A 20,033-nucleotide genomic window follows, 5' to 3' on the forward strand; every position below is an offset into this window, starting at 1 on the left:
TAAATGTGTATAATCGCAACCCTATTTTTATAAAAAATAGAAAACAAAAAAACAAGGCAAAAAGCGCTTCATCAAGCCCAGTGCTCAATGAAGGTTTTTTGCCTTATATTATAATGATTTTATTCCCTATCCTTATATTTCAATCTCTTCCGTTGAATCCGAAAGACCACCACTCTGCACGCCATTATTATTGGCTACCGCAAGAACATATACTTTATATTTAACACCCTTAACAATTAATGCACCATTAACATCTCTTCTCGAGGCTACAATTGTAGGATTCGTTCCGTTAGGCGTTATCGACGTATAATACGAGGATTTCACCTCAATTGCTTCCGCTGAACCAAAACCTTGTTTGGACGGAACCACCAGAATTCGATATTCCGAAATGTTAGACTCGTTAGAGGAACGGTTGAAACTTACTAGTATTTTACCCTCATCCACACTGTACGTTACATTGGTGACAGAGGTTACCGGCAGCTTAGTGGATAAAGTTATGGCATTCGACTCTGAGGACAACACATTAGTGCCTGAGTACTTGCCGCTGCCAATCGTCAACACATACACTCTGTAACTGATTCCACTCTTTATTAAATTTCCGTTTACATCTCTGGCTGAAGAATCCAAGACTTGACTGGTGTTATTTCCTGAAGTGCCTACCGCTGTGTAATTGGAGCTAGAAACCGCATTTGCCTGGGTTAAACTAAAGCTGCTGTAATAGGAAGTAGGTACAATCAGGATTCGATACTGGCTAATGTACGTTTCATCCGTGGCATGGTTAAAGGATACTTTTAAATCCCTGCCGTCTTCGTAATCATTAACGTCCCTTACATCCAAGCTCGAAATAGGAGCCAATTTGTAATCTACATTCAACGTAATTAAAGGTGAACCAGAAGAAAGAACATTGCTGCCCGAGTAATTCCCGCTTCCGACGGTTAATACATATACTCTGTAATTGATTCCACTCTTTATCAGGTTACCGCGCACGTCCCTTGATGACGAGGTTAACACTTGATTGGTGCTGGATCCTGTTGTGCTCACTGCTGTGTAGTTGGAACTGTACACATTATTGGCGTCAGATAAACTGAAGCTGCTGTAATAGGAAGTAGGTACAACCAGGATGCGATACTGGCTAATATACGTTTCATTCGTAGCGTGGTCAAAGGATACTCTTAAATCACGGCCATCATCATAATCATTTACGTCGCTTACATCCAAATTGTAGACAGCACTCACATTGTAGTCGACAACCAACGTAATTAATGTTGACTCCGTTGAGAGAATGTTGGTGCCCAAATTCTTCCCGCTTCCAATCGTTAACACATACACTCTGTAAGGTGTTCCATTCTTAATCAAATTACCACGCACGTCTCTTGCTGACGAGGCTAACACTTGACTGGTGCTAGATCCTGTTGTGCTCACCGTTGTGTAGTAAGAGCTGGAGACATTATTCGCCTCAGATAAACTAAAGTTGTTGGAATAAGCTGTAGGCACAACTAGAATTCGGTACTGGCTAATATACGTTTCATCTGTAGCGTGGTTAAAGGATACTTTTAAATCACGGCCATCTCCAAAGTCACTAACGTCGCTTACACTTAAATTAGAGACATTGACCGAGGACAGCGTAATCGCAGATGAAGCAGCAGACAATAAATTATTGGCTGTATTACTGCCACTATCTACACCCATAACAAACACACGGTAACCAACTCCCGTCTTAATGAGGGCTCCATCTACATCCCTCGCTCCTGACGATAGGATCTGAGTGATATTGGAGCCTGTTTTGTTGACCTGTGTGTAATTTGAACTGCTAACAGCATTTGCTGCCGCCAAATTAAAAGAAGAATAATTAGTAGCTTTGACTACAAATATCCGGTAAGAACTCACCTTGGATTCATCCGATACCTTATTAAAACTTACGGCTAAATCGCGGCCATCACTATAATCGCTCACATCACTTACTTGTACATTACTTGGAGCAACGACTACAGTATTAGTATTAAGCGATATAGTCGAAGAACTATACGAGAGAGCGCTGGTATTATTGCCTTTGCCCACTGCGAAAACATAAGCTACATAGGTTTGATTACCTTTAATGAGGTCACCATCCACATCCCTTGAATTTGCGGTCATTCTAATCGTAGGATTAGTGCCTGTAGCTAAAACAGTAGAATAATTGGCGGATGTAACCTTTTGTGCAGATGAGATATTAAAAGTGCTCCAAGCCTTTACAATCATTACCCGGTAATGATCCACAAGAGCTTCATTAGAAGATTGGGTGAAGCTGACCTGGAGATCACGGCCGTCACCGTTATCACTTACATCCTTTAACTGCACATTCGATGCCGGATTTACAGTTCCAGTTTTACCGCCGGAAGTCGTTATGGTCACTACTTTGGTGCTCGGATTCCAACCCACATCATGACCCAATGACTCACTTACAAACCGTGTAGGAACCATCGTTCTTCCTTTCAAATTCTGTCCCGGCACATCTAGAGTTACAGCTTTATTGTTAATCGTGGCTGTCTTTGAGCCAATCTTTAACATAATCGTTGTATCATCTTTAGTTGCAGTTACAGTTTGTGTTTTCTGATTCCACTTGATGGTAGCATTAAAGGCTTCAAAGATTGCCCGTAGGGGTACCATCGTCCGTCCATTTACCATCACCGGTGCTTGATCTGTGGACAATCGAACCCCGTCAATAAAAATGCTGATGGGCGCAGTAGCAGCTTTCACTGAAGATTGAAACATCATCGGCAAAACTAATAAGCCCACTAAAATAGAAATCCATAACTTCTTCACAGATTCACCCTCCTGGAATGACGAATACATTTTTTTCCTAACCTTTTGACGCTCCTACTAGGATAAAAGTTTCACGCTTTATGGTTACAATATTTTAATCTGGAACCCGTTCCTTCGATCCGCCACAAACCACTCTGTAAAAAGAAAAAGAAAGCGCAGTGTGCGCTCTCTCCTTTGTGTTATTCGCTGATACTTTTATCCACATTTTTCTTCGGAATTCCATCCAATCCGTACTCCCAATCATAAGCATCAAAAATTTTTCTCGCTACAGGTGCTGCACTGCTAGATCCAAATCCGCCTTCAGGAATAACTACAGCTACAGCAAGTTTTGGATTTTCACGTGGTGCAAAAGCTATAAACACTCCGTTATCACGGTTTATGTTTTTACTATCCGTCTGTTGTGAAGTTCCTGTTTTACGCGCAAAATCATAGGGGAAATCTCCGAAGGCACTTTTAACGTCACTGTTCATCCCTTTCTTTATCTCCCGCCAATAGGATTTATCGAAAGTAGTCACTTCATCAAGCACTTCCCGTTTGAATTCTTTGATAACTTTACCTTTGGAGTCCGTGATCTTGCTTACTAGCTGTGGTTTGATTCGTTGCCCTTCATTGGCTAGTGTAGCCGCATATTGCGCCAACTGAAGAACGGTATAACGTCCCTGCTGCCCAAAAGAAGCATAAACAAGTGCCGACTGAACTGAACCCGCTTTAGCTTCAGCTTTATAATTCAGATCACCCAAGTATTCCCTTGGTAAACCTATCCCTGTTGGAACACCTAGACCGAATTCTTTCATATATGTGTCCCATACCCCAATGCCCTTAGACTTGTATTTGTCATACAATTTTTTCCCGATCATATCAACCATATATACGTTTGAAGATTTTTCAATGGCTGTATAAGGATACAAAGAGCCGTATACATGATTGGATGAGTTCCTTACATTAGTCTCATGTCCTTCTCTACCAAATGAGGTGATCCCTTTATCTTGATAGGTAGAAGAAGTACTTATAAAGCCCTCTTTTAAGCCAATTAACACACTCAATGGTTTTATGGTCGAACCGAGCAGCACAGTAGATTCAAAATTATGCCCTGATCTTCCCGATGAGTATGGAGTTATTGTTCCATTTTGGTAATGCTTTTCAATTTTTTTATACACCTCTGGAGAGATCGAACCCGTAGCCCAGCTGTTGGTATCATAGTCAGGCATACTTGCCATAGCAATAACATTACCTGTATCCACTTCCATGGCTACAGCGTAACCTGTTAGAGCATCAGGATGTGTTTCTCCCTGAACGGTGTGTGAATGCAACCACTGAATCTGATCTTTAATGGCTTCTTCGGTCTTCAGCTGAATTTTTTTATTAAGGGTCGTCCAGATAGTGCTTCCTTTGACCGGGGGTTCAATACTCACAATTTTTTCTGCCATATTCTGCGGATCTACAGAAACTTCCTTATAACCATTCTGTCCCCGAAGCTCCTTCTGGTATTGCAGCTCCAAGCCATCAAAGCCTACTAGCTCATCCTCTTTATAGTTAAGTCCAGGGTGCTGATTATTTTTCATCGCCTGAAGTACATCCTTATAAAGATCTAAACTAGTAGAGGATTTGAAAAATTTCACGTAGCCAACAGCTTGTACAGCCACCGTATCGGTATCATAATGCCTGCTGCTTTCCTCTATCACTTCAAGGTTTGGATATTCGTTTTTGTGTTCTAAAAAATAAGCGATTTCTTTCTTAGTTAAACCTGATTTAATTCTTCTCGCTACATAACCAGAGAGTTTTTTTGAATATAAATCCATAGACTCAAGGATCTCTTCTGTGGTTAGTTTTTTCTCATTAGGATCACCATAAGTTTCGAAGGCTTCTGCTAACTTGCTGGCGAGCGCCTTTGATTTATTATTTGCCTCAGCAGTTAAGGTAACTTTTTTCGTAGTTTTATCTGTTTTTGTTGCGGTATATTCCTTATCCAAAGTAAGGTACAAAGATTGAACGGGCGTTGAGTATGCCAATTTCTCACCATCAGCAGCGAGGATATTCCCTCTCAATGCCGATAATGCCACTATTTTCGTATCCCGATTAGCCTCAGCTTCAGATAACGTAGGTCCTTCGACAAATTGCAAGACCGCAAGGCGTAGGATAATCACACAAAAAATAATAAAAGTGCTAAAGAAAAAAATGTTGATTCTTAATTCGCCAGAGTTGTTAATAGTTTTGCTGTCGTCTTGTACACCTTTTCTGTCGAAGAGCCTCACATAATCCCACTCCTTATTTCCAAAATTCTACAGCATAAGATTAAAGTATAAACTAGCAAATGGAAATATACAAAATTAAGAATAATAGTTAAATAATTGTTCACAAATCGATAATATCCAATTAAAAAAGCAGCTTTCCCCGGTATGGGAGAATCGCTGCTTTTTGTTTATGGGCGTTGGTGGCCTGCACCAATAAATTGTCATCATTCGTTGAGGCCTACGGAATCAGATGACGTTATATGCGCATTTTTAGCCTTTGGAGCTTGGTTTCGGACTCCAATGACGTTATTTCATAGGAAGAAGGGCAAATCGGGTGCTTTTCATGCCAATAGCGACTATGCGGTCCGTTGTCACTTCAAATGCGAAATAAAGCTGCGTTTAAGGTCATCTGTGTCCGATAGCTGTAGCGTAAGGAAGGGGAATTTTAAACAGATGAAACGATGTTTGAGGCGTTCTTGATGGAGCAAGCTCTAATTAATCAGGGGGTGCCCAGCAGCCATTTTACGGCTGATGGGGCACCCCCTGATTTTTTCTTATAACAAAATCTACACTTTTCTAACCTGTGACCGGTACATTAAAAACAAGAAATACGGAGCCCCAATCAGCATAATAATAAGGCCTGAAGGGATTTCTTTCGGCGCCATTATGGTTCTTCCGAGCGTATCGGCAATGACGAGCATCAAGCCGCCAAGTAATCCTGACAAAACAATCGAGCGTCTCGTATGATGACCAATCATCATCCGCACCGCATGCGGCGCCATGAGTCCGAGAAAGCCAATTGTTCCCACACTTGCAACGGCTCCCGCTGCAAGCAAAACGCCGATAATCATAGCCCAAAGCCGCGTTCCTCGAACCGGCAAGCCCAATCCTGTTGAACTCTCGTCACCAAATGCCAACAAATCGCATTTTCGGCCCAAATAGTATGCAATCGGAACAAGTACAAGCAGGAATGCAAATAGGATGTAAAATTGATTCCAGCTTCGTCCATAAGTCGAACCCGTTAACCAAATTAAGGAGCTACTGCTCCATAAACTTCCTTTGACGATCATGACCTGGATTCCGGCAGAGGCAATAGCAGAAACTGCAATTCCAAGCAAGATCAGAACCGATGGATTCAAGGACCTGCGCCAGGCCATAAAAAAGACAAAAGCTGCAGCCAGTGCCCCACCCACGATTGCGGCAAGCGGAACTGCAAATACCGTCAATGCTGGCCAAACGGTCATTACGGCCAAAGCACCAAAGCCAGCCCCTGAGGTCACACCAATAATAGAGGCATCTGCCAGTGGATTTCGAACAGCACTCTGAATCAGTACACCACTGATTGCAAGTGCGATCCCTCCTGCAGCCGCTACGAGTGTACGGGGAAGCCGTAAATTCAGCAGGACGGAATAGGATTGATCCCCCCTATGGAACAGACTGCTCAGCAATTCGCTGATCGGTATTTTTGTTCCCCCAAATGATAAGCTTACCAGGATAATAGCAATCAGCAGCACAGTCATAACTATAGCCGTCGGCACAAAGCGCAGACGCAGTCCCGCCCCACCGATACTCATCGATGATTGGCCAGCGCCTGAGCCCGATATATTTTTCATCTTGGTGAGTACCAGCCAAATGAGCCACGGGGCTCCAATAATCGCCATAACTGCACCAACAGGCATTTCACCCACACTGCTTCGCACTACACGCGCTAGCGTATCCGCTGCCGTGATGAGCAAGGCTCCCCACAACGCGCTTGCAGGAATGAGCAGGCGATGCTTGCGAATTCCACTAAGCCGGACAAGATGGGGAGCCACTAAGCCGACGAAGCCAATCGGTCCGACCACGCTGACTACAACCGCAGCCATTAATACCGATAGGCCAAGTCCTGTCGCCCGAATTAACCCTACTCGCTGTCCAAGTGAACGAGCGGTTGACTCATCGAGCTCCAGCGCATCAAATTGTCTGCCGGCAAATATCGCTGCCAATAGCAGCACTACGACAAAAGGCCAGGCATATATAACACCGTCCCAATCCAACTGGATTAGGGAACCTGAACCCCATAAAAACAGATTTTGTGTTTCTGTTCTTTTAAAAATATGTATGGCCGATGTAAACGCTCCGAGCACCATGGAGACGATCATACCTGACAAAGCCAGCCGAACAGGTGTGGCCGCCTTGCCTCCACTCAATAAATAAGCGGCTAAAGCAGCAAGCAGTCCCCCTGCAACTGCCAACAAAAATGGAAACTCATGCTGCAAAGCAGGAAAAGCTACCATACCAAGCACGACCATAAAGTATGCCCCGGCATTAATCCCAAGTGTATCTGAGGAAGCAAGCGGGTTCTTCGTTATAGTTTGCAATAATGCCCCAGCCACAGCCAGAGCAGCCCCGGCCAGCAGACCAATAACTGTACGTGGCATGCGGATATCCCAGAGCAGATTATGTTCCATTATATCTTGGCGATTCAGCAAGCCATCTATTACAGTAGCTGCAGGGATCTTGGCTTCCCCAAAGCCCAAACTTAAAACGAACAGAATGAAGAGGACGGCAAAGCCGCCCCCAAATATTCCAATGATCCGCCAGTTCATGCCGATAGAGGCTTCTTTGCTACTCTTTTCGTTCATAACCGCACTCATTTCGTTAATGTATTTACAACTTCATCCACGATAACTTTGGAGGAGATCGGACCGCCGAACACCCAAGTAGTACTGCTCAATCCGAAGGTGCGATTCTCTTTCACAAAGTTAAGGCCATTCCAAACGGAATTATCCTTCAGTTCTTTCGTGAAAATATTATCATCCTCTTGGACGATATAGATCAGATTTGTATCCTGAACCGCAGGCAATGCTTCAACTGTAGAGGTGCTGAATCCGTAAACTTCGAAATTTTCAGGTTTCCAGTCGTTTTTCAGACCGATCCGATCCAAAGTTTGTACCGCAAGTGAATTATCTGTAAAAAGACGCATCGTTGCTGCATTCTGGTAGCTGTATGCTTGTGTCAGTACATAGTTCAAGCCTTCTTTGCCTGCATCAGCCAGCTTTGCTTTTGCATCTGCATAATGTGCATCCAAATCAGCAAGAACCTTATCGGCTTCTGCTGTTTTACCTACTGCCGCTGCAATTGTTTTGAAAGTATCTTCCATCAGTGTGTACTGATTACCTTCTCCTTCATTCGGATACAAGCCGAAAATCAATGTTGGAGCGATACTTTTAAGTTGATCATAGATTCCTTCATGCCCACCCGTATTGGCAATAATCAGATCAGGCTTTAATGAAGCAATTGTCTCCAGATCTGGCTCGTCACGGGAACCAACATCAGTCACGTTTGCATCAAGTGGTGCTTCAGAAGTCACATACAGCTTATAGTTTTCGTTATCTGCGTTACCTACTGGCTGCACTCCCAGTGCAATAACATCCTCCGTAAAGGTCCATTCCAATACCACAACTCTTTGCGCAGGTTTGTCCAGCGTAATCTCACCTTTAGAATCCTTTAATACAATAGGACCGCTTGTAGATTCACTGCCCGCGTTTTCAGCAGCTGGTTTATCAGTTGCTCCCGCGTTCGATGTTGAATTGTTCTTTTGGTTAGTACCACAGCCTGATACGACCAATATAATAGCAATAACCATAAATAAACTAATTAACCTTTTGTGCATTTGCTTTATCCCCCTGGATTCAACGTTCGAAGTTGATTCCATGATAACCGTTATCAATCTATTGATAATGATTATCACAGAAAACATATTAGTAATCTTATACGCGATTCTCCCGAAAGTCAAAGTTAAAATTTAATGCTTAACCGTCCCTACTCCATGATCTGGTTTGTAATTCTTTCAATGTGTATGGTCAGATACAGCATTTCATCATTTGTTAACTCCCGATTATATGTTTTATCAATATAGATTTTAATTTTCTCGACGCTTGCGAAAGCTTCCTTATACTGCTGCTTTACCAAAATAAATAAGCCATTCTCATTATCAGGAGGTGGAGTACCGTTGATGAGACGTTGTGCAAAAAATTTCAAATGAGTGATAAAACGGTAATAAGCAAGGGACTCCTCGTCGTACTCTAGCCTGAAATGGCGCTTCACGATATTTAGGATGTCGTTCATGATCTTGGTGATATTCACCATGTTAGGCATCTCTTCATTTAGTTCTGCATTCACCAGATGGAGCGCAATATGTCCGGCCTCATCTTCGGGAAGTCTGACTCCGAGCTTGGAATGTATAATTTGAAGCGCAGCTTTCCCAACCTCATATTCTTCTTTATAGAATTTTTTGATTTCCCAAAGCATGGCGTTTTTAATCTTCATCCCTTTTGAGAATCTCTCCAGCGCAAAACTGATATGATCTGTCAGACTAACATAAATACTGTCATCCAGCATTTTACCGAGCTGCAGTTTGGCGAAGTTAATAATCTCTTCTGAGAGCTCCATGTGCTCGATTGGAATCTCGGAAAGCAGCGTTTTTAGCTTATCTGAAAGTTTTTGATTACTTAAAGTGAATATCTTTTCAATTTTATCTTCTTCTAAAAAGTCTCCACGTTTTTTCTTAAAGGCCAGTCCTCTTCCCATAACTACTAGTTCAAAATTTTGGTCATCTATGACAGTAACAACATTGTTGTTTAACACTTTTTCGATCCGCATATTACAGCTCCTTACCTTTTCATCTTACGAAGCTAGCACTTTTTTATAGTATTCTATAATAAAAAATCGATCTCTAAGTAGCAGTACTAAGAGATCGATTCCATTCATACCTTATGACTCTTCAATAGATCACACTACAACAGTCAGCAAATCTTCGCCCGGTGTAATAACTGTTTTATTGGTACCAATCACATCACTATAATTAGCCGTATTGGTAATAATTATCGGTGTTGTGCATTGATAACCTTCATTTTTTATTTGTTCAAAATCAAACTCAATCAATAGATCACCCTGTTTAACGGTTGCTCCTTCTTGCACCTTCACATCAAAGTATTTACCTTTTAGCTTCACGGTTTCTATACCGATATGAATCAAGACCTCAACACCCTCATCCGATACTACCGCAATACAATGACCTGTTCTGAAAATAGTGGATACAACTCCACTTACCGGTGAATAAAGCTTACCTTCTGTGGGTTCAATTGCAATCCCCTTGCCCATTGCTTCAGAAGCAAAGGCAGCATCATCTACTGAGGTTAACGGGATTACGTTACCAGCCAGAGGGCTTACAACGGTTGAACTTTTAACGGCGTGAGGGAGGATAACCTCGCTTTTTTCAGTATTCGTTTTTTCTTCTACAATATTCACTTTCTTTTTATCTTCATAACCAAATACCATGGTAATTACCATAGCCAATACAATGGTCACACCTGCTATAATCGCTTGAACGACCAGCGGAGAGAATGCGGGAAGACTTAATACGCTCACAAATGCGAAGACTTCCATCTTCACTTTGAAAAGACCACTAAGTGCTCCACCTACACCGCCGGCAATGGTTACATAAATGAAAGTCCGTTTGTAACGAGTCAGCAAACCGTAAATAATAGGTTCTGTTACACCTGAAAGCGCGCCTGGTATAAATGTACTGCCGGCCAATGTTTTCAACTGTTTGTCCTTTGTTTTCAGGAAGATACCCAACGCCACACCCAGCTGCGCGAAGATGGCCATGCCGGCCATTGCATATATCGGATCTCCACCCTTAGCAATGTTCTCAAGAATAATTGGCACAAGTCCCCAGTGCAATCCGAGTACAGTCAAATACGTCCAAGCTATTCCCACAATTGCCCCTGTAACAATACCGCTTTTCGTACTGAGGAACAAAATAGCGTCTCCAATTAAATTCCCTACATTCACGCCAAACGGTCCGAAAGCCAAAATAGTTAACGGAACAATCACAATCAAACATAGCATAGGGACCAAGAACATCTGCAAATCCTTGTGTATAAACTTTCTTAGCTGCTTATCCAATAAAGCGTATATACAGATGGCGATAAAAATCGGAAACACGCTTGATGAATAGTCCGAAATTACTAAAGGAATACCTAAAAAATGTGGAGATTCAACACTTGCTAATCCCGTAATATTAGGTTCAAGTAAAGCCGCACCGATACTACCACCCACATAAGCATTAACACCCAGCCTAATCGATAACGTAATTCCTAAGAAAATGGGTAGAAAATAAAACACAGCATTACTAGCGCCGGCTAATACTTTGTAAGTTTCACTATCCGCACTTAGAACATGTAACGATGCAAGTACGGTTAATAGCGCTTTCAACATACCCGCACCTGCTAAAGCACCAATCAGAGGCGAAAAGCTTCTAGAAATAACATCAAAAATCAGAGTCCCTATAGGTTTCTTTACCTTGTTCTCGCCAGAGTCACTGTTAGGGGATATGGATTTGGCAATTTCTTTATACACATCAGCAACATGGGTACCCACTATAACTTGAAACTGTCCCCCTTTGCTAACTACCCCAATAATCCCTTTCATTTTTTCCAAATTTTCTTTATCAGCTTTTTGCTCATCGTTAAGTGTGAATCTTAGTCGCGTGGCACAATGAATCACATTGTTAATATTTTTCTCCCCACCGACAGATTGGATAATGTCTTTACTTAGCTGTTCATAACTCATTTTTATACACCCCTTTGTAACAGATCAATTAATCACCGATATCAGGGAACACAAAAAAACCTAAATCACATCTATGTACGAGAGAGATTATCCCCGTAATCATAAATGAAACTTAGGTTTTGCCTGCTATGCAGTAGCAATCCTGATATCCGATTAATTTATTATTTACAAATTAACATGTTCAATTAATGATGTCAACAATAAACCAGAGCCTGTATAATATTGGATAACAAAAAAAGACCCTGATAAATCAAGAATAACTTGATTATCAGGACTTTTTTTTTAGAACAGGCTTTGTCCGTTGGATTCAATTACTTCTTTGTACCAGTGGAAGGACTTCTTACGGTATCTCTCCAGTGTACCTGAACCATCATCATGACGATCTACATAAATGAAACCATAACGTTTCTTCAGCTCGGCGCTTGTTGCGCTAACCAAGTCAATGCAGCCCCAGCTTGTGTATCCCATAACTTCTACGCCATCAGCAATAGCTTCCGCTACTTGAACCAAATGATCTTGCAAATAATTGATCCGGTAATCATCGTTTACGATCTTCTCACCGTTCCCGTCTACAACCAGCTGATCGACGGCGCCAAGGCCATTTTCCACGATAAACAGCGGTTTTTGGTATCGGTCATAGAACATATTCATCACATAACGCAAGCCCTGCGGATCGATCTGCCAACCCCATTCGCTCGCTTCCAGATACGGATTCGGTACCCCGCCCAGCAGGTTTCCTTCTCCTCTGATCTGTTTCTCCGGATCAGCCGTTTCACATGTGCTCATATAGTAACTGAACGATATGAAATCCACGGTATGCTTTAGAATTTCCTCGTCCCCTGGCTCGAAATGAATGTGAATTCCATTTTCCTTAAAGAACCGTTTCATATAGCCTGGATAATAACCTCTGCTATGAACATCCGCAAAAAACATATTTTTGTGATCACTTTGCATCGCCTTGATCAAGTCGTCCGGATGCGGAGTGAGCGGATAAATTGGCATGCTCAGCACCATGCAGCCTATTTTGAAATCAGGATTGATCTCATGACCGATTTTTACCGCCAAAGCACTTGCAATGAACTCATGGTGAATGGCCTGATACAGATCCTGCTTACTCAATTTTTCCAATGGAGTATTTATTCCGCCACTCATAAATGGGAACTCTAGGATAGAATTGATCTCATTAAAGGTCAGCCAGTATTTGACCTTGTTCTTGTAACGATTAAAGATCGTTCTCACATAACGCTCGTAAAATTCCACCATCTTACGGTTAACCCATCCATCATACTCTCGTGCCAAATGCAGCGGGGTCTCATAATGGGAGATCGTAACTAGCGGTTCGATGCCGTATTTATGACACTCGTCGAACAGGTCGTCGTAGAACTGCAAGCCCTGTTCATTCGGCTCCAGCTCGTCCCCTTTCGGGAAAATCCGGGACCAGGCAATAGACGTCCGGAATACTTTAAAGCCCATTTCCGCAAACAGCTTAATATCTTCTTTATATCGGTGATAGAAATCGATACCAATCAACTTCATGTTATCGTCGGTAGGAACTTCTGTAGGCGCAGACTTAATGCCATGCGGCATGACATCTTGGGTAGACCAGCCTTTGCCATCATCCTGATATGCCCCTTCAAGCTGGTTAGCGGCTACAGCCCCACCCCATAGGAATCCTTCTGGAAATTGTAAGTTCATATTTCTTCCCGCCTTTGCTATTGTGATAGTATAGGTTTACTGCTCTAATCCGAATCCTAAACCTTGGAACGCGTTACATGTCAAGGATTAATCTTGCAAAGGAGATAAGCCGATGTCCACACTTGACGAAATTGCTAACCTGTCGGGCTTTTCCAAAGCTACGGTATCCCGAGTCCTGAACGATTCTCCCCATGTCAGCAAGGAAACTAGGGAGAAAATTCTCGCCATTATGAAAGAGACGGACTATGTTCCCAATCGGAATGCCATATCTTTATCCAAAGGCCAAACCCAGCAAATCGGCATGATTACCTTAGACCTCAACGAGCTTATTTTGTGCTTCATGAACAGCTTCGTCGAAATTTCCGGCCGTTACGGGTATCAGACGATTATTTATACCACCGGCGGTGATAAACAAAAGGAACTTCAGGCCTTCGAGGATCTCAAACAAAAAAGAGTCGACGCTCTGCTTATTCTGACCGCTGTTAACGATAAAAATGTCATAACTTCCTACTGCAAATACGGCCCGATTGTGTCTTGGCAACGCATGGACCATCCTGAAATACCGTCAGTTGCCATGAACCAATATGATGGATATGCACTCGCTCTAGAGCATTTGATAGAGCGGGGTTATACGCGTATCGCTAATGCTTTTGGCCGCCCAAGCAGCATAAATACCCAGAGTAGACGACTAGCTTATGAGCAAATCATGACCAAATATAATCTTCCCATCGTTGAGAAATGGTATTACTCCACGATTTATGGAATCCGTGACGGAGAGCAATTGGTGCGAACCCTAATTGGACAACCCGATCAGCCGGATGCTATTCTGTGCTCCAATGATTTGGTGGCGGTGGGCGTTCTGAGCGAAGCACGTAGACAGCAGCTGGATGTGCCCCGTGATCTAGCCATCGTTGGTTTTGATAATTCGGAGCTGTCGCAGACGCTCGGAATTACCACTGTTCGGAATCCGATTGCGGGACAGGCGGAGAACGCCTTTCTTCTGCTGGCTCCAACCCTGCTTGGACTGGATATGGAGCTGCAGCCCCTATCGTTCCAACTGATCGAACGGGAGACAACATAGGTTGCCCATTCTCAGAAGATTCCGACTGTACATTCCATAAAAAAACAGTAAAATTGTATTGAAAATTTTGATGAAGATAGGTGTTTTTTATGACAAATAATGTATTGAATCCTAGGGTTGATAAATTCTTAAGTAAAGCGAAACAATGGCGGGAAGAATATGAGCAGTTGAGAACGATCGTGCTTGATTGCGGGCTGACCGAAGATTATAAGTGGATGCATCCATGTTACACATTTGATGATAAAAACATAGTATTAATTCATGGATTTAAAGAATATTGTGCGCTTCTCTTTCACAAAGGTGCCTTGTTACAGGATCCCAATGGGATTCTAATTCAACAAACAGAAAATGTGCAGGCAGCGCGCCAAATTCGGTTTACGAATGTGCAACAAATCGTTGAAATGGAAGCTGTTCTGAAAGCCTACATTCAAAATGCCATAGAAGTTGAAAAAGCGGGTTTGGAAGTCGAATTAAAAAAGAAAGAGGATTACCTCATTCCTGAAGAGCTTCAGACTAAATTCGCTGAACTTCCTGGCTTAAAAACTGCTTTTGAAGCCTTAACGCCTGGACGGCAAAACGCATATATTTATCATTTTTCTCAAGCGAAACAATCCAAAACCCGCGTATCCCGAATTGAAAAATTCATCCCGCAAATCCTTGAGGGTAAGGGATTAAATGATTAGCGTTGCTGACAATGAGTCAATTAAGCCTTAGGGTTAGTTGACTCATTTTTTAATTTCTCTTCTTCTAACTGCTTGTAATAATCCTCAACAAAGGCCTTGAACTTTTTAGCGACATTAGTCATGTACCGGTTGGTATACCATGAGATTTCAATGGTGCGGGTACTTATGGGTTCTTCAATGGGAAGAAGCACAACAGAGGATCCTTGAGAACCCCCCCAAGTTACAGCGGGGATAAAAGAAACCCCTAGTCCCGAACGGACTAGACTGCGTACCATCGAAGGCTCATCGCATTCATAAATGATACGCGGAGCAAATCCGGCGGCGTGACAGAGAGAATCCGTCGTTTCGCGCAGCTGCTTGCCTATTTTCAAACTGATAAAACCGTCTTCCGCGAGTTCATTCAGACGTACACTTTTACGGGTTGCGAGCCTGTGCTCATTAGGAACCGCCAGCAGGATTTCTTCCGTTAATACCGGTGTGGACACTGTTCCTGGAATCTTGAGCGGAGTAGAAGAAATACACAAATCAAAAGCCGGATAACGTGAGATCTCCTGATCCTGCTGCAATAGCTTGAATTGAGCTTCCGGGTACTTCTGACGAAATAATGTGATCATATCCGGAAGCAAATAGGAACCCGCTTGGATAAAAATCACTACAGTTCCTGTCGGTCGCTCAGACAAGTCCAATAGCTCTGTTTTCCCCTCCTCTAACGTTTGTAGGGCTAAATCAACTTTCACAAGAAACCGCTTTCCATATTCATTTAATCGAATGTATTTTCCTGTGCGATCAAACAATTTGACGTTTAATTCGCCCTCAAGATTTTTGATCATTTTACTAATAGCAGGCTGTGAGATTTGGAGTATTTCGGCTGCCAGGGTCATATTCTCAAGCTTTGCAACCGTTTGAAAGTACCGAAGCGAAAGTAAATCCAACGAAACCACCTCTTCTATAACCTTAGAGTTATGTATTTTATATATAATAATATATTTTTCATCATCATAGCAGAACACTATAATAAAGAGAATTAAAAATACATAAGAATCTGCAGGAGAAAGGGGAACTATAAATGAGCACACGAGAACCCATGGAAGAAATTATTACAGTCTCCAGTGGTCAGCTTAAGGGCATACGTCTGCCAGAACTTGGGGCGATCGCATGGTTAGGGATTCCTTATGCGGAACCTCCCATAGATAAGCTCAGATGGAAAGCACCGCGTGAGATAGAACCTTGGACAGGTGTATTGCCTGCATGCCATTTTAATAATAGCAGTGTCCAATTCATTCAAGGGGAACCTGGCGGCAGTGAAGATTGCCTCTTTTTGAATATTTGGCGACCGGATCATGCCGAGGCAGGCTTACCCGTATTCGTCTTCCTCCACGGCGGCGGAAATATTGGGGGTTCGGGACGGGATTTTCAAGGTGGAGAATTGGCGTGTAAGACAAATAGTATAGTGGTTACAGTGAATTACCGTTTAGGAGCAATGGGATTTTTCCGGCATCCCTCACTCCGAACCGGGGACCCCTTGGATGACTCAGGAAATTACGGTCTCCTCGATGTTCTTCATGCGCTAAAGTGGCTGCACAATAACATTGTTTGCTTTGGGGGAAATCCAGGGAACATAACATTAGGGGGCCAGTCTGCAGGTGCAAGAAATGCATTAGCTGCTTACCTTTCACCGCTGGGCAGAGGGCTCTTTCATAAGCTTTTTATTATGAGCGGAGGTTTAACAACGGCTGTTACGGAGCAAAGCGAAGAAAAAGCAGATGACATTTTAACAGAGTTATTAATAAAAACAGGAATGGTCAGCACTCAAGATGAGGCAAGAGAATGGATTTCCACACAATCTGCGGATAAGATTTCCGCCTTCCTATATCGTCAGAATGCCTTTCACTTTGTCGAAATCATTCGTGAGACGGGGCTTCAGATGGCTGCTTTTCCCCATTTGATCGAAGATGGCACGGTCATTCCTATTGGTGGCTTCGACAATCTAAATAACCGCGATCACCCTTCCCTGCCGATCATCCTTGGCAGCACTGCCAGCGAATTCTCCGAGTTCACTTTATGGGATACTCATTTCTTCTCCCTAGTGCAAAAGGAAGAGTTAGCTGGAAATCTGGAAGAAAAGAAGCTCTATGAAGCTGCAGTCCAATATGGGAGCGATCTGTATGCAGAATTTAATGTAGAGCAGACTACAGAGATATTATTAAGTGCGATTCCGGAGATGCCCATCTATGCTTACCGCTTCGCCTGGGGGTTAAGAGACGGAGTGATCGATCCTTATATCCGTTTTCTTATGGGTGCCCCGCATGGTGCAGACATCCCCTTCTATACAGGTGACTTTTCCAGTGTCCAGGAAAGATTTCCTGCGGATGTAATTTCCGAGCATAACGAGCCTGGGCGTAACATGCTCTCTTCCCTAATGAGGGACTATTTACGGCATTTCCTATATACCGGTAATCCTAATGCTGAGGGACAACCTGCTTGGCAACGATACACCCCTAATCCCCGGTCTGCGGAAATTCTCTGGTTAGATGCTAGCCAGGATCAAACTATTGTTCAATCCGTCTGCAAACTTGTAAAAAAAGATATCCTGTCCCAAATGGACAATGATCCCCGTTTAGCAGCAGAACAGCGCAATTGGCTAAAAAACAATTTATTTGCGGGACGTTTTTTCTGGTAAGATAAATGATTGTAAAATTCACGTAGAGGAAGGAACATGCTGTTGTGCTAACTTACTTACTGCTCTTAGTCATCGGGCTAGCAGCTGGCATTTCCGGTTCATTGGTCGGACTTGGCGGCGGGTTCATCGTTGTGCCTGCGTTGGCTTTCCTTTTTCCTGATATGGAGCCTTCACATCTGGCTGGAACATCAATGGCGATGCTGCTTTTCAACTCCATCTCAAGTACTTATGTGTACGCAAAGCAGAAGAGAATCGATTATCAAGCAGCGCTCACCTTCGCCGCCGTTTCGATTCCGGGTTCAGTAATAGGTGCACTCTTTACCAAGCAAATGGGCGGGAGAATGTTTTTCGTAAGCTTCGGTATTTTCTTAATCCTTGTCGCTTTATTGCTCTTGTTCAAGCCGAACAAACCCATCCATTGGCCTTTCAAACCAACCGTGAAGCGAAGCTTTTCCGATAATAGCGGGGCTCATTTCGAATATGCTTATCATATGCCTACCGGCATAATCATCAGTTTTCTCGTTGGCTTTGTAGCAAGCCTATTTGGGATTGGCGGCGGGAGTCTTATGGTTCCGACAATGACCTTACTTCTCGGCTTTGCCCCCCATATCGCTGTTGCAACTTCTATGCTTCAAATTTTCCTGTCAGCTATCGTAAGCACCACAACACATGCCTTTTTATTGAATGTTGAATGGTTTATGGTGTTAGCCCTAGCACCTGGCGCAATTATCGGCGGTCAAATTGGCGCACGCCTGGCAAAACGCCTTCCTGCCAAGCTGCTTTTAAAGCTATTAGCCGTTTTTCTCATCATCGTTTCGCTTCGTTTGATGATGAAAGGGTAGGTCATTATGTAAAAAGTCCTGATGGATCAAGAGTTTCTTGATCCTCAGGACTTTTTTATTGTGACTGTGGGACTAATTCCTTGATATCAACGACATTTCAAATTGCAGGGCAGAAACGGATCCCCTCTTCTATCATAATTTAGCCCCCTATGGATAAGAGACTTGGCCAATCCTATCGAATTTTAAGTCTCTTCAGGATTTCTTTAGAATTCCCCCACCTAATTCCTCAGTTTTTTTAGTTAAGATTTCTGTATTGAAGTAAGCGAAGGAGGTGGCATATTGGCCAGTAATACCGTCTTAGAGCTAATCAATCAGTATGGATATCTGATTTTTTATCTTGCTTTCACGTTAGGCCCTTTTGGAATTCCAATCCCTAATGAAATTACAATCCTCACTGGAGCTACCCTAAGCCACATGGGGATTATCAATTCCTGGATGACTTATTTCTGCATTTTATCAGGGCTATTAACGGCCTTTACGGTTGCCTACTTTGCAGGTAAATTCTTTGGGCAAAAGCTGAAGTGCAAATTTGAAGCTAACAGACATTTTAAAAAAGCAGAGCAGATTCTAAAAAAACGTGGGCGTACAGCTATGTATATCGGCATGTTTATTCCAGTTGTACGTTACATCATTCCCATGTTGATCGGGCTCAGCGGTACAAGCTATAAACGATTTGCCCTTATTTCATATCCCAGTGCTTTAAGTTGGACCTTACTGTTCTTTTTTGTAGGAACGTACTTTGGAGATCACATCCTATCAAAATTAATAAACATCTAAATCAATTCTAAAATTATGGAGGAATTCCGAATGAGCTTCAATGAAAAACTCTTATTTTTAAGAAGTTTTATTCATGATCCAAAACAGGTAGGCAGTGTTACCCCGAGTTCCCGGTTTCTGGCACACAGCATGGTTAACCAAGCCCCTTGGCATGAAGTTAAAGCAGTCGCTGAACTTGGATCAGGTACAGGTGCAATCACCCGTGTAATCAATACTAAGGTAACTAGTACAACGAAAGTGTTACTATTTGAGATGGATAAAACCATGAGGCATAACCTGAAGACAAGCTATCCGGACTTTTCCTGTTATCATAATGCTGCTAGTTTAGTAGAAACAATTAAAAGTTCACATATTCATCAGTTGGATTGTATTTTTAGTGGGCTGCCCTTTTTCAATTTTGAGCCCGAATTAAGAAATACATTGGTTGAACAGATCTACCAATCCCTTAAACCTGAGGGATTATTTATCGCCTTTCAGTATTCACTTCAAATGAAGAAGCAACTCTCCGAATATTTTAATATTGATACAATAAAATATGTGCCATTTAATTTCCCTCCCGCTTTCGTCTACGTCTGTCGTAAAAGGGAAACATAATAAAATAAATATAGAAGAGGGGCAGCGTCC

14 protein-coding genes are annotated in these 20,033 nt (G+C 42.7%); 6 read left to right on the forward strand and 8 right to left on the reverse strand.

The genetic code is table 11. The annotated features are described in order from the left end of the window. Positions 1–132: 132 nt before the first annotated feature. From NST25_RS26385 to ascB, 7 genes are all read right to left on the reverse strand, one after another. Positions 133–2,802 (reverse strand): copper amine oxidase N-terminal domain-containing protein, encoded by a 2,670-nt coding sequence (locus NST25_RS26385; RefSeq protein ID WP_339188487.1) that lies wholly within the window; start codon positions 2,800–2,802, stop codon positions 133–135. A gap of 179 nt (positions 2,803–2,981) precedes the next feature. Beyond that, entirely contained in the window at positions 2,982–5,054 is a 2,073-nt protein-coding gene (locus tag NST25_RS26390) for a penicillin-binding transpeptidase domain-containing protein (RefSeq protein ID WP_076280127.1), read from the reverse strand. A 545-nt stretch (positions 5,055–5,599) separates the two neighbouring features. Beyond that, positions 5,600–7,657, reverse strand: a complete 2,058-nt coding sequence (locus tag NST25_RS26395; protein ID WP_076098846.1) for an iron ABC transporter permease — start codon at positions 7,655–7,657, stop codon at positions 5,600–5,602. Positions 7,658–7,665: 8 nt separating this feature from the next. Further along, entirely contained in the window at positions 7,666–8,688 is a 1,023-nt protein-coding gene (locus NST25_RS26400; RefSeq protein ID WP_076130322.1) for an iron-siderophore ABC transporter substrate-binding protein, read from the reverse strand. A gap of 149 nt (positions 8,689–8,837) precedes the next feature. Beyond that, positions 8,838–9,677 (reverse strand): PRD domain-containing protein, encoded by an 840-nt coding sequence (locus NST25_RS26405; RefSeq protein WP_076144575.1) that lies wholly within the window; start codon positions 9,675–9,677, stop codon positions 8,838–8,840. 129 nt (positions 9,678–9,806) lie between these two features. Continuing rightward, the gene (locus NST25_RS26410) at positions 9,807–11,651 is read right to left on the reverse strand and encodes a beta-glucoside-specific PTS transporter subunit IIABC (protein ID WP_076302384.1); all 1,845 of its coding nucleotides are present in this window, start codon (positions 11,649–11,651) and stop codon (positions 9,807–9,809) included. Between the two features lie 282 nt (positions 11,652–11,933). Next, entirely contained in the window at positions 11,934–13,346 is a 1,413-nt protein-coding gene (gene ascB, locus NST25_RS26415; protein WP_076220000.1) for a 6-phospho-beta-glucosidase, read from the reverse strand. Positions 13,347–13,458: 112 nt separating this feature from the next. Here ascB and NST25_RS26420 point away from each other — a divergent pair, with 112 nt between their 5' ends. Further along, positions 13,459–14,427 (forward strand): LacI family DNA-binding transcriptional regulator, encoded by a 969-nt coding sequence (locus NST25_RS26420; protein ID WP_339188496.1) that lies wholly within the window; start codon positions 13,459–13,461, stop codon positions 14,425–14,427. 89 nt (positions 14,428–14,516) lie between these two features. Next, positions 14,517–15,110, forward strand: a complete 594-nt coding sequence (locus tag NST25_RS26425; protein WP_076098816.1) for a YdeI family protein — start codon at positions 14,517–14,519, stop codon at positions 15,108–15,110. Between the two features lie 20 nt (positions 15,111–15,130). On the opposite strand, the gene NST25_RS26430 is transcribed toward NST25_RS26425, so the two are convergent. Next, on the reverse strand, positions 15,131–16,042 hold the full coding sequence (locus tag NST25_RS26430; protein ID WP_076302381.1) for a LysR family transcriptional regulator: 912 nt from the start codon (positions 16,040–16,042) through the stop codon (positions 15,131–15,133). 134 nt (positions 16,043–16,176) lie between these two features. Between NST25_RS26430 and NST25_RS26435 the strand changes: the two genes are divergently transcribed. The 4 genes from NST25_RS26435 to NST25_RS26450 all read left to right on the forward strand — a co-directional run bounded on the left by NST25_RS26435 (position 16,177) and on the right by NST25_RS26450 (position 20,003). After that, positions 16,177–17,790 carry a carboxylesterase family protein gene (locus NST25_RS26435; protein ID WP_339188498.1) on the forward strand — a complete coding sequence of 538 codons (1,614 nt, stop codon included), beginning with the start codon at positions 16,177–16,179 and terminating at the stop codon, positions 17,788–17,790. A 44-nt stretch (positions 17,791–17,834) separates the two neighbouring features. After that, the gene (locus tag NST25_RS26440; protein WP_076098819.1) at positions 17,835–18,632 is read left to right on the forward strand and encodes a sulfite exporter TauE/SafE family protein; all 798 of its coding nucleotides are present in this window, start codon (positions 17,835–17,837) and stop codon (positions 18,630–18,632) included. Positions 18,633–18,911: 279 nt separating this feature from the next. Beyond that, positions 18,912–19,409 (forward strand): DedA family protein, encoded by a 498-nt coding sequence (locus tag NST25_RS26445; protein WP_076130315.1) that lies wholly within the window; start codon positions 18,912–18,914, stop codon positions 19,407–19,409. Positions 19,410–19,439: 30 nt separating this feature from the next. Then, entirely contained in the window at positions 19,440–20,003 is a 564-nt protein-coding gene (locus NST25_RS26450; protein ID WP_076144587.1) for a methyltransferase domain-containing protein, read from the forward strand. Positions 20,004–20,033 lie beyond the last annotated feature (30 nt).

Source organism: Paenibacillus sp. FSL E2-0190 (assembly GCF_037992965.1).
In the GTDB taxonomy this organism is placed as follows: domain Bacteria; phylum Bacillota; class Bacilli; order Paenibacillales; family Paenibacillaceae; genus Paenibacillus_AQ; species Paenibacillus_AQ odorifer.

Coding starts and splice junctions, on each gene's coding strand:
- NST25_RS26405 (WP_076144575.1), bottom strand. CDS start 9,677: ATGCGGATCGAAAAAGTGTTAAACAACAATGTTGTTACTGTCATAGAT.
- NST25_RS26450 (WP_076144587.1), top strand. CDS start 19,440: ATGAGCTTCAATGAAAAACTCTTATTTTTAAGAAGTTTTATTCATGAT.
- NST25_RS26425 (WP_076098816.1), top strand. CDS start 14,517: ATGACAAATAATGTATTGAATCCTAGGGTTGATAAATTCTTAAGTAAA.
- ascB (WP_076220000.1), bottom strand. CDS start 13,346: ATGAACTTACAATTTCCAGAAGGATTCCTATGGGGTGGGGCTGTAGCC.
- NST25_RS26395 (WP_076098846.1), bottom strand. CDS start 7,657: ATGAACGAAAAGAGTAGCAAAGAAGCCTCTATCGGCATGAACTGGCGG.
- NST25_RS26400 (WP_076130322.1), bottom strand. CDS start 8,688: ATGCACAAAAGGTTAATTAGTTTATTTATGGTTATTGCTATTATATTG.
- NST25_RS26420 (WP_339188496.1), top strand. CDS start 13,459: ATGTCCACACTTGACGAAATTGCTAACCTGTCGGGCTTTTCCAAAGCT.
- NST25_RS26435 (WP_339188498.1), top strand. CDS start 16,177: ATGAGCACACGAGAACCCATGGAAGAAATTATTACAGTCTCCAGTGGT.
- NST25_RS26410 (WP_076302384.1), bottom strand. CDS start 11,651: ATGAGTTATGAACAGCTAAGTAAAGACATTATCCAATCTGTCGGTGGG.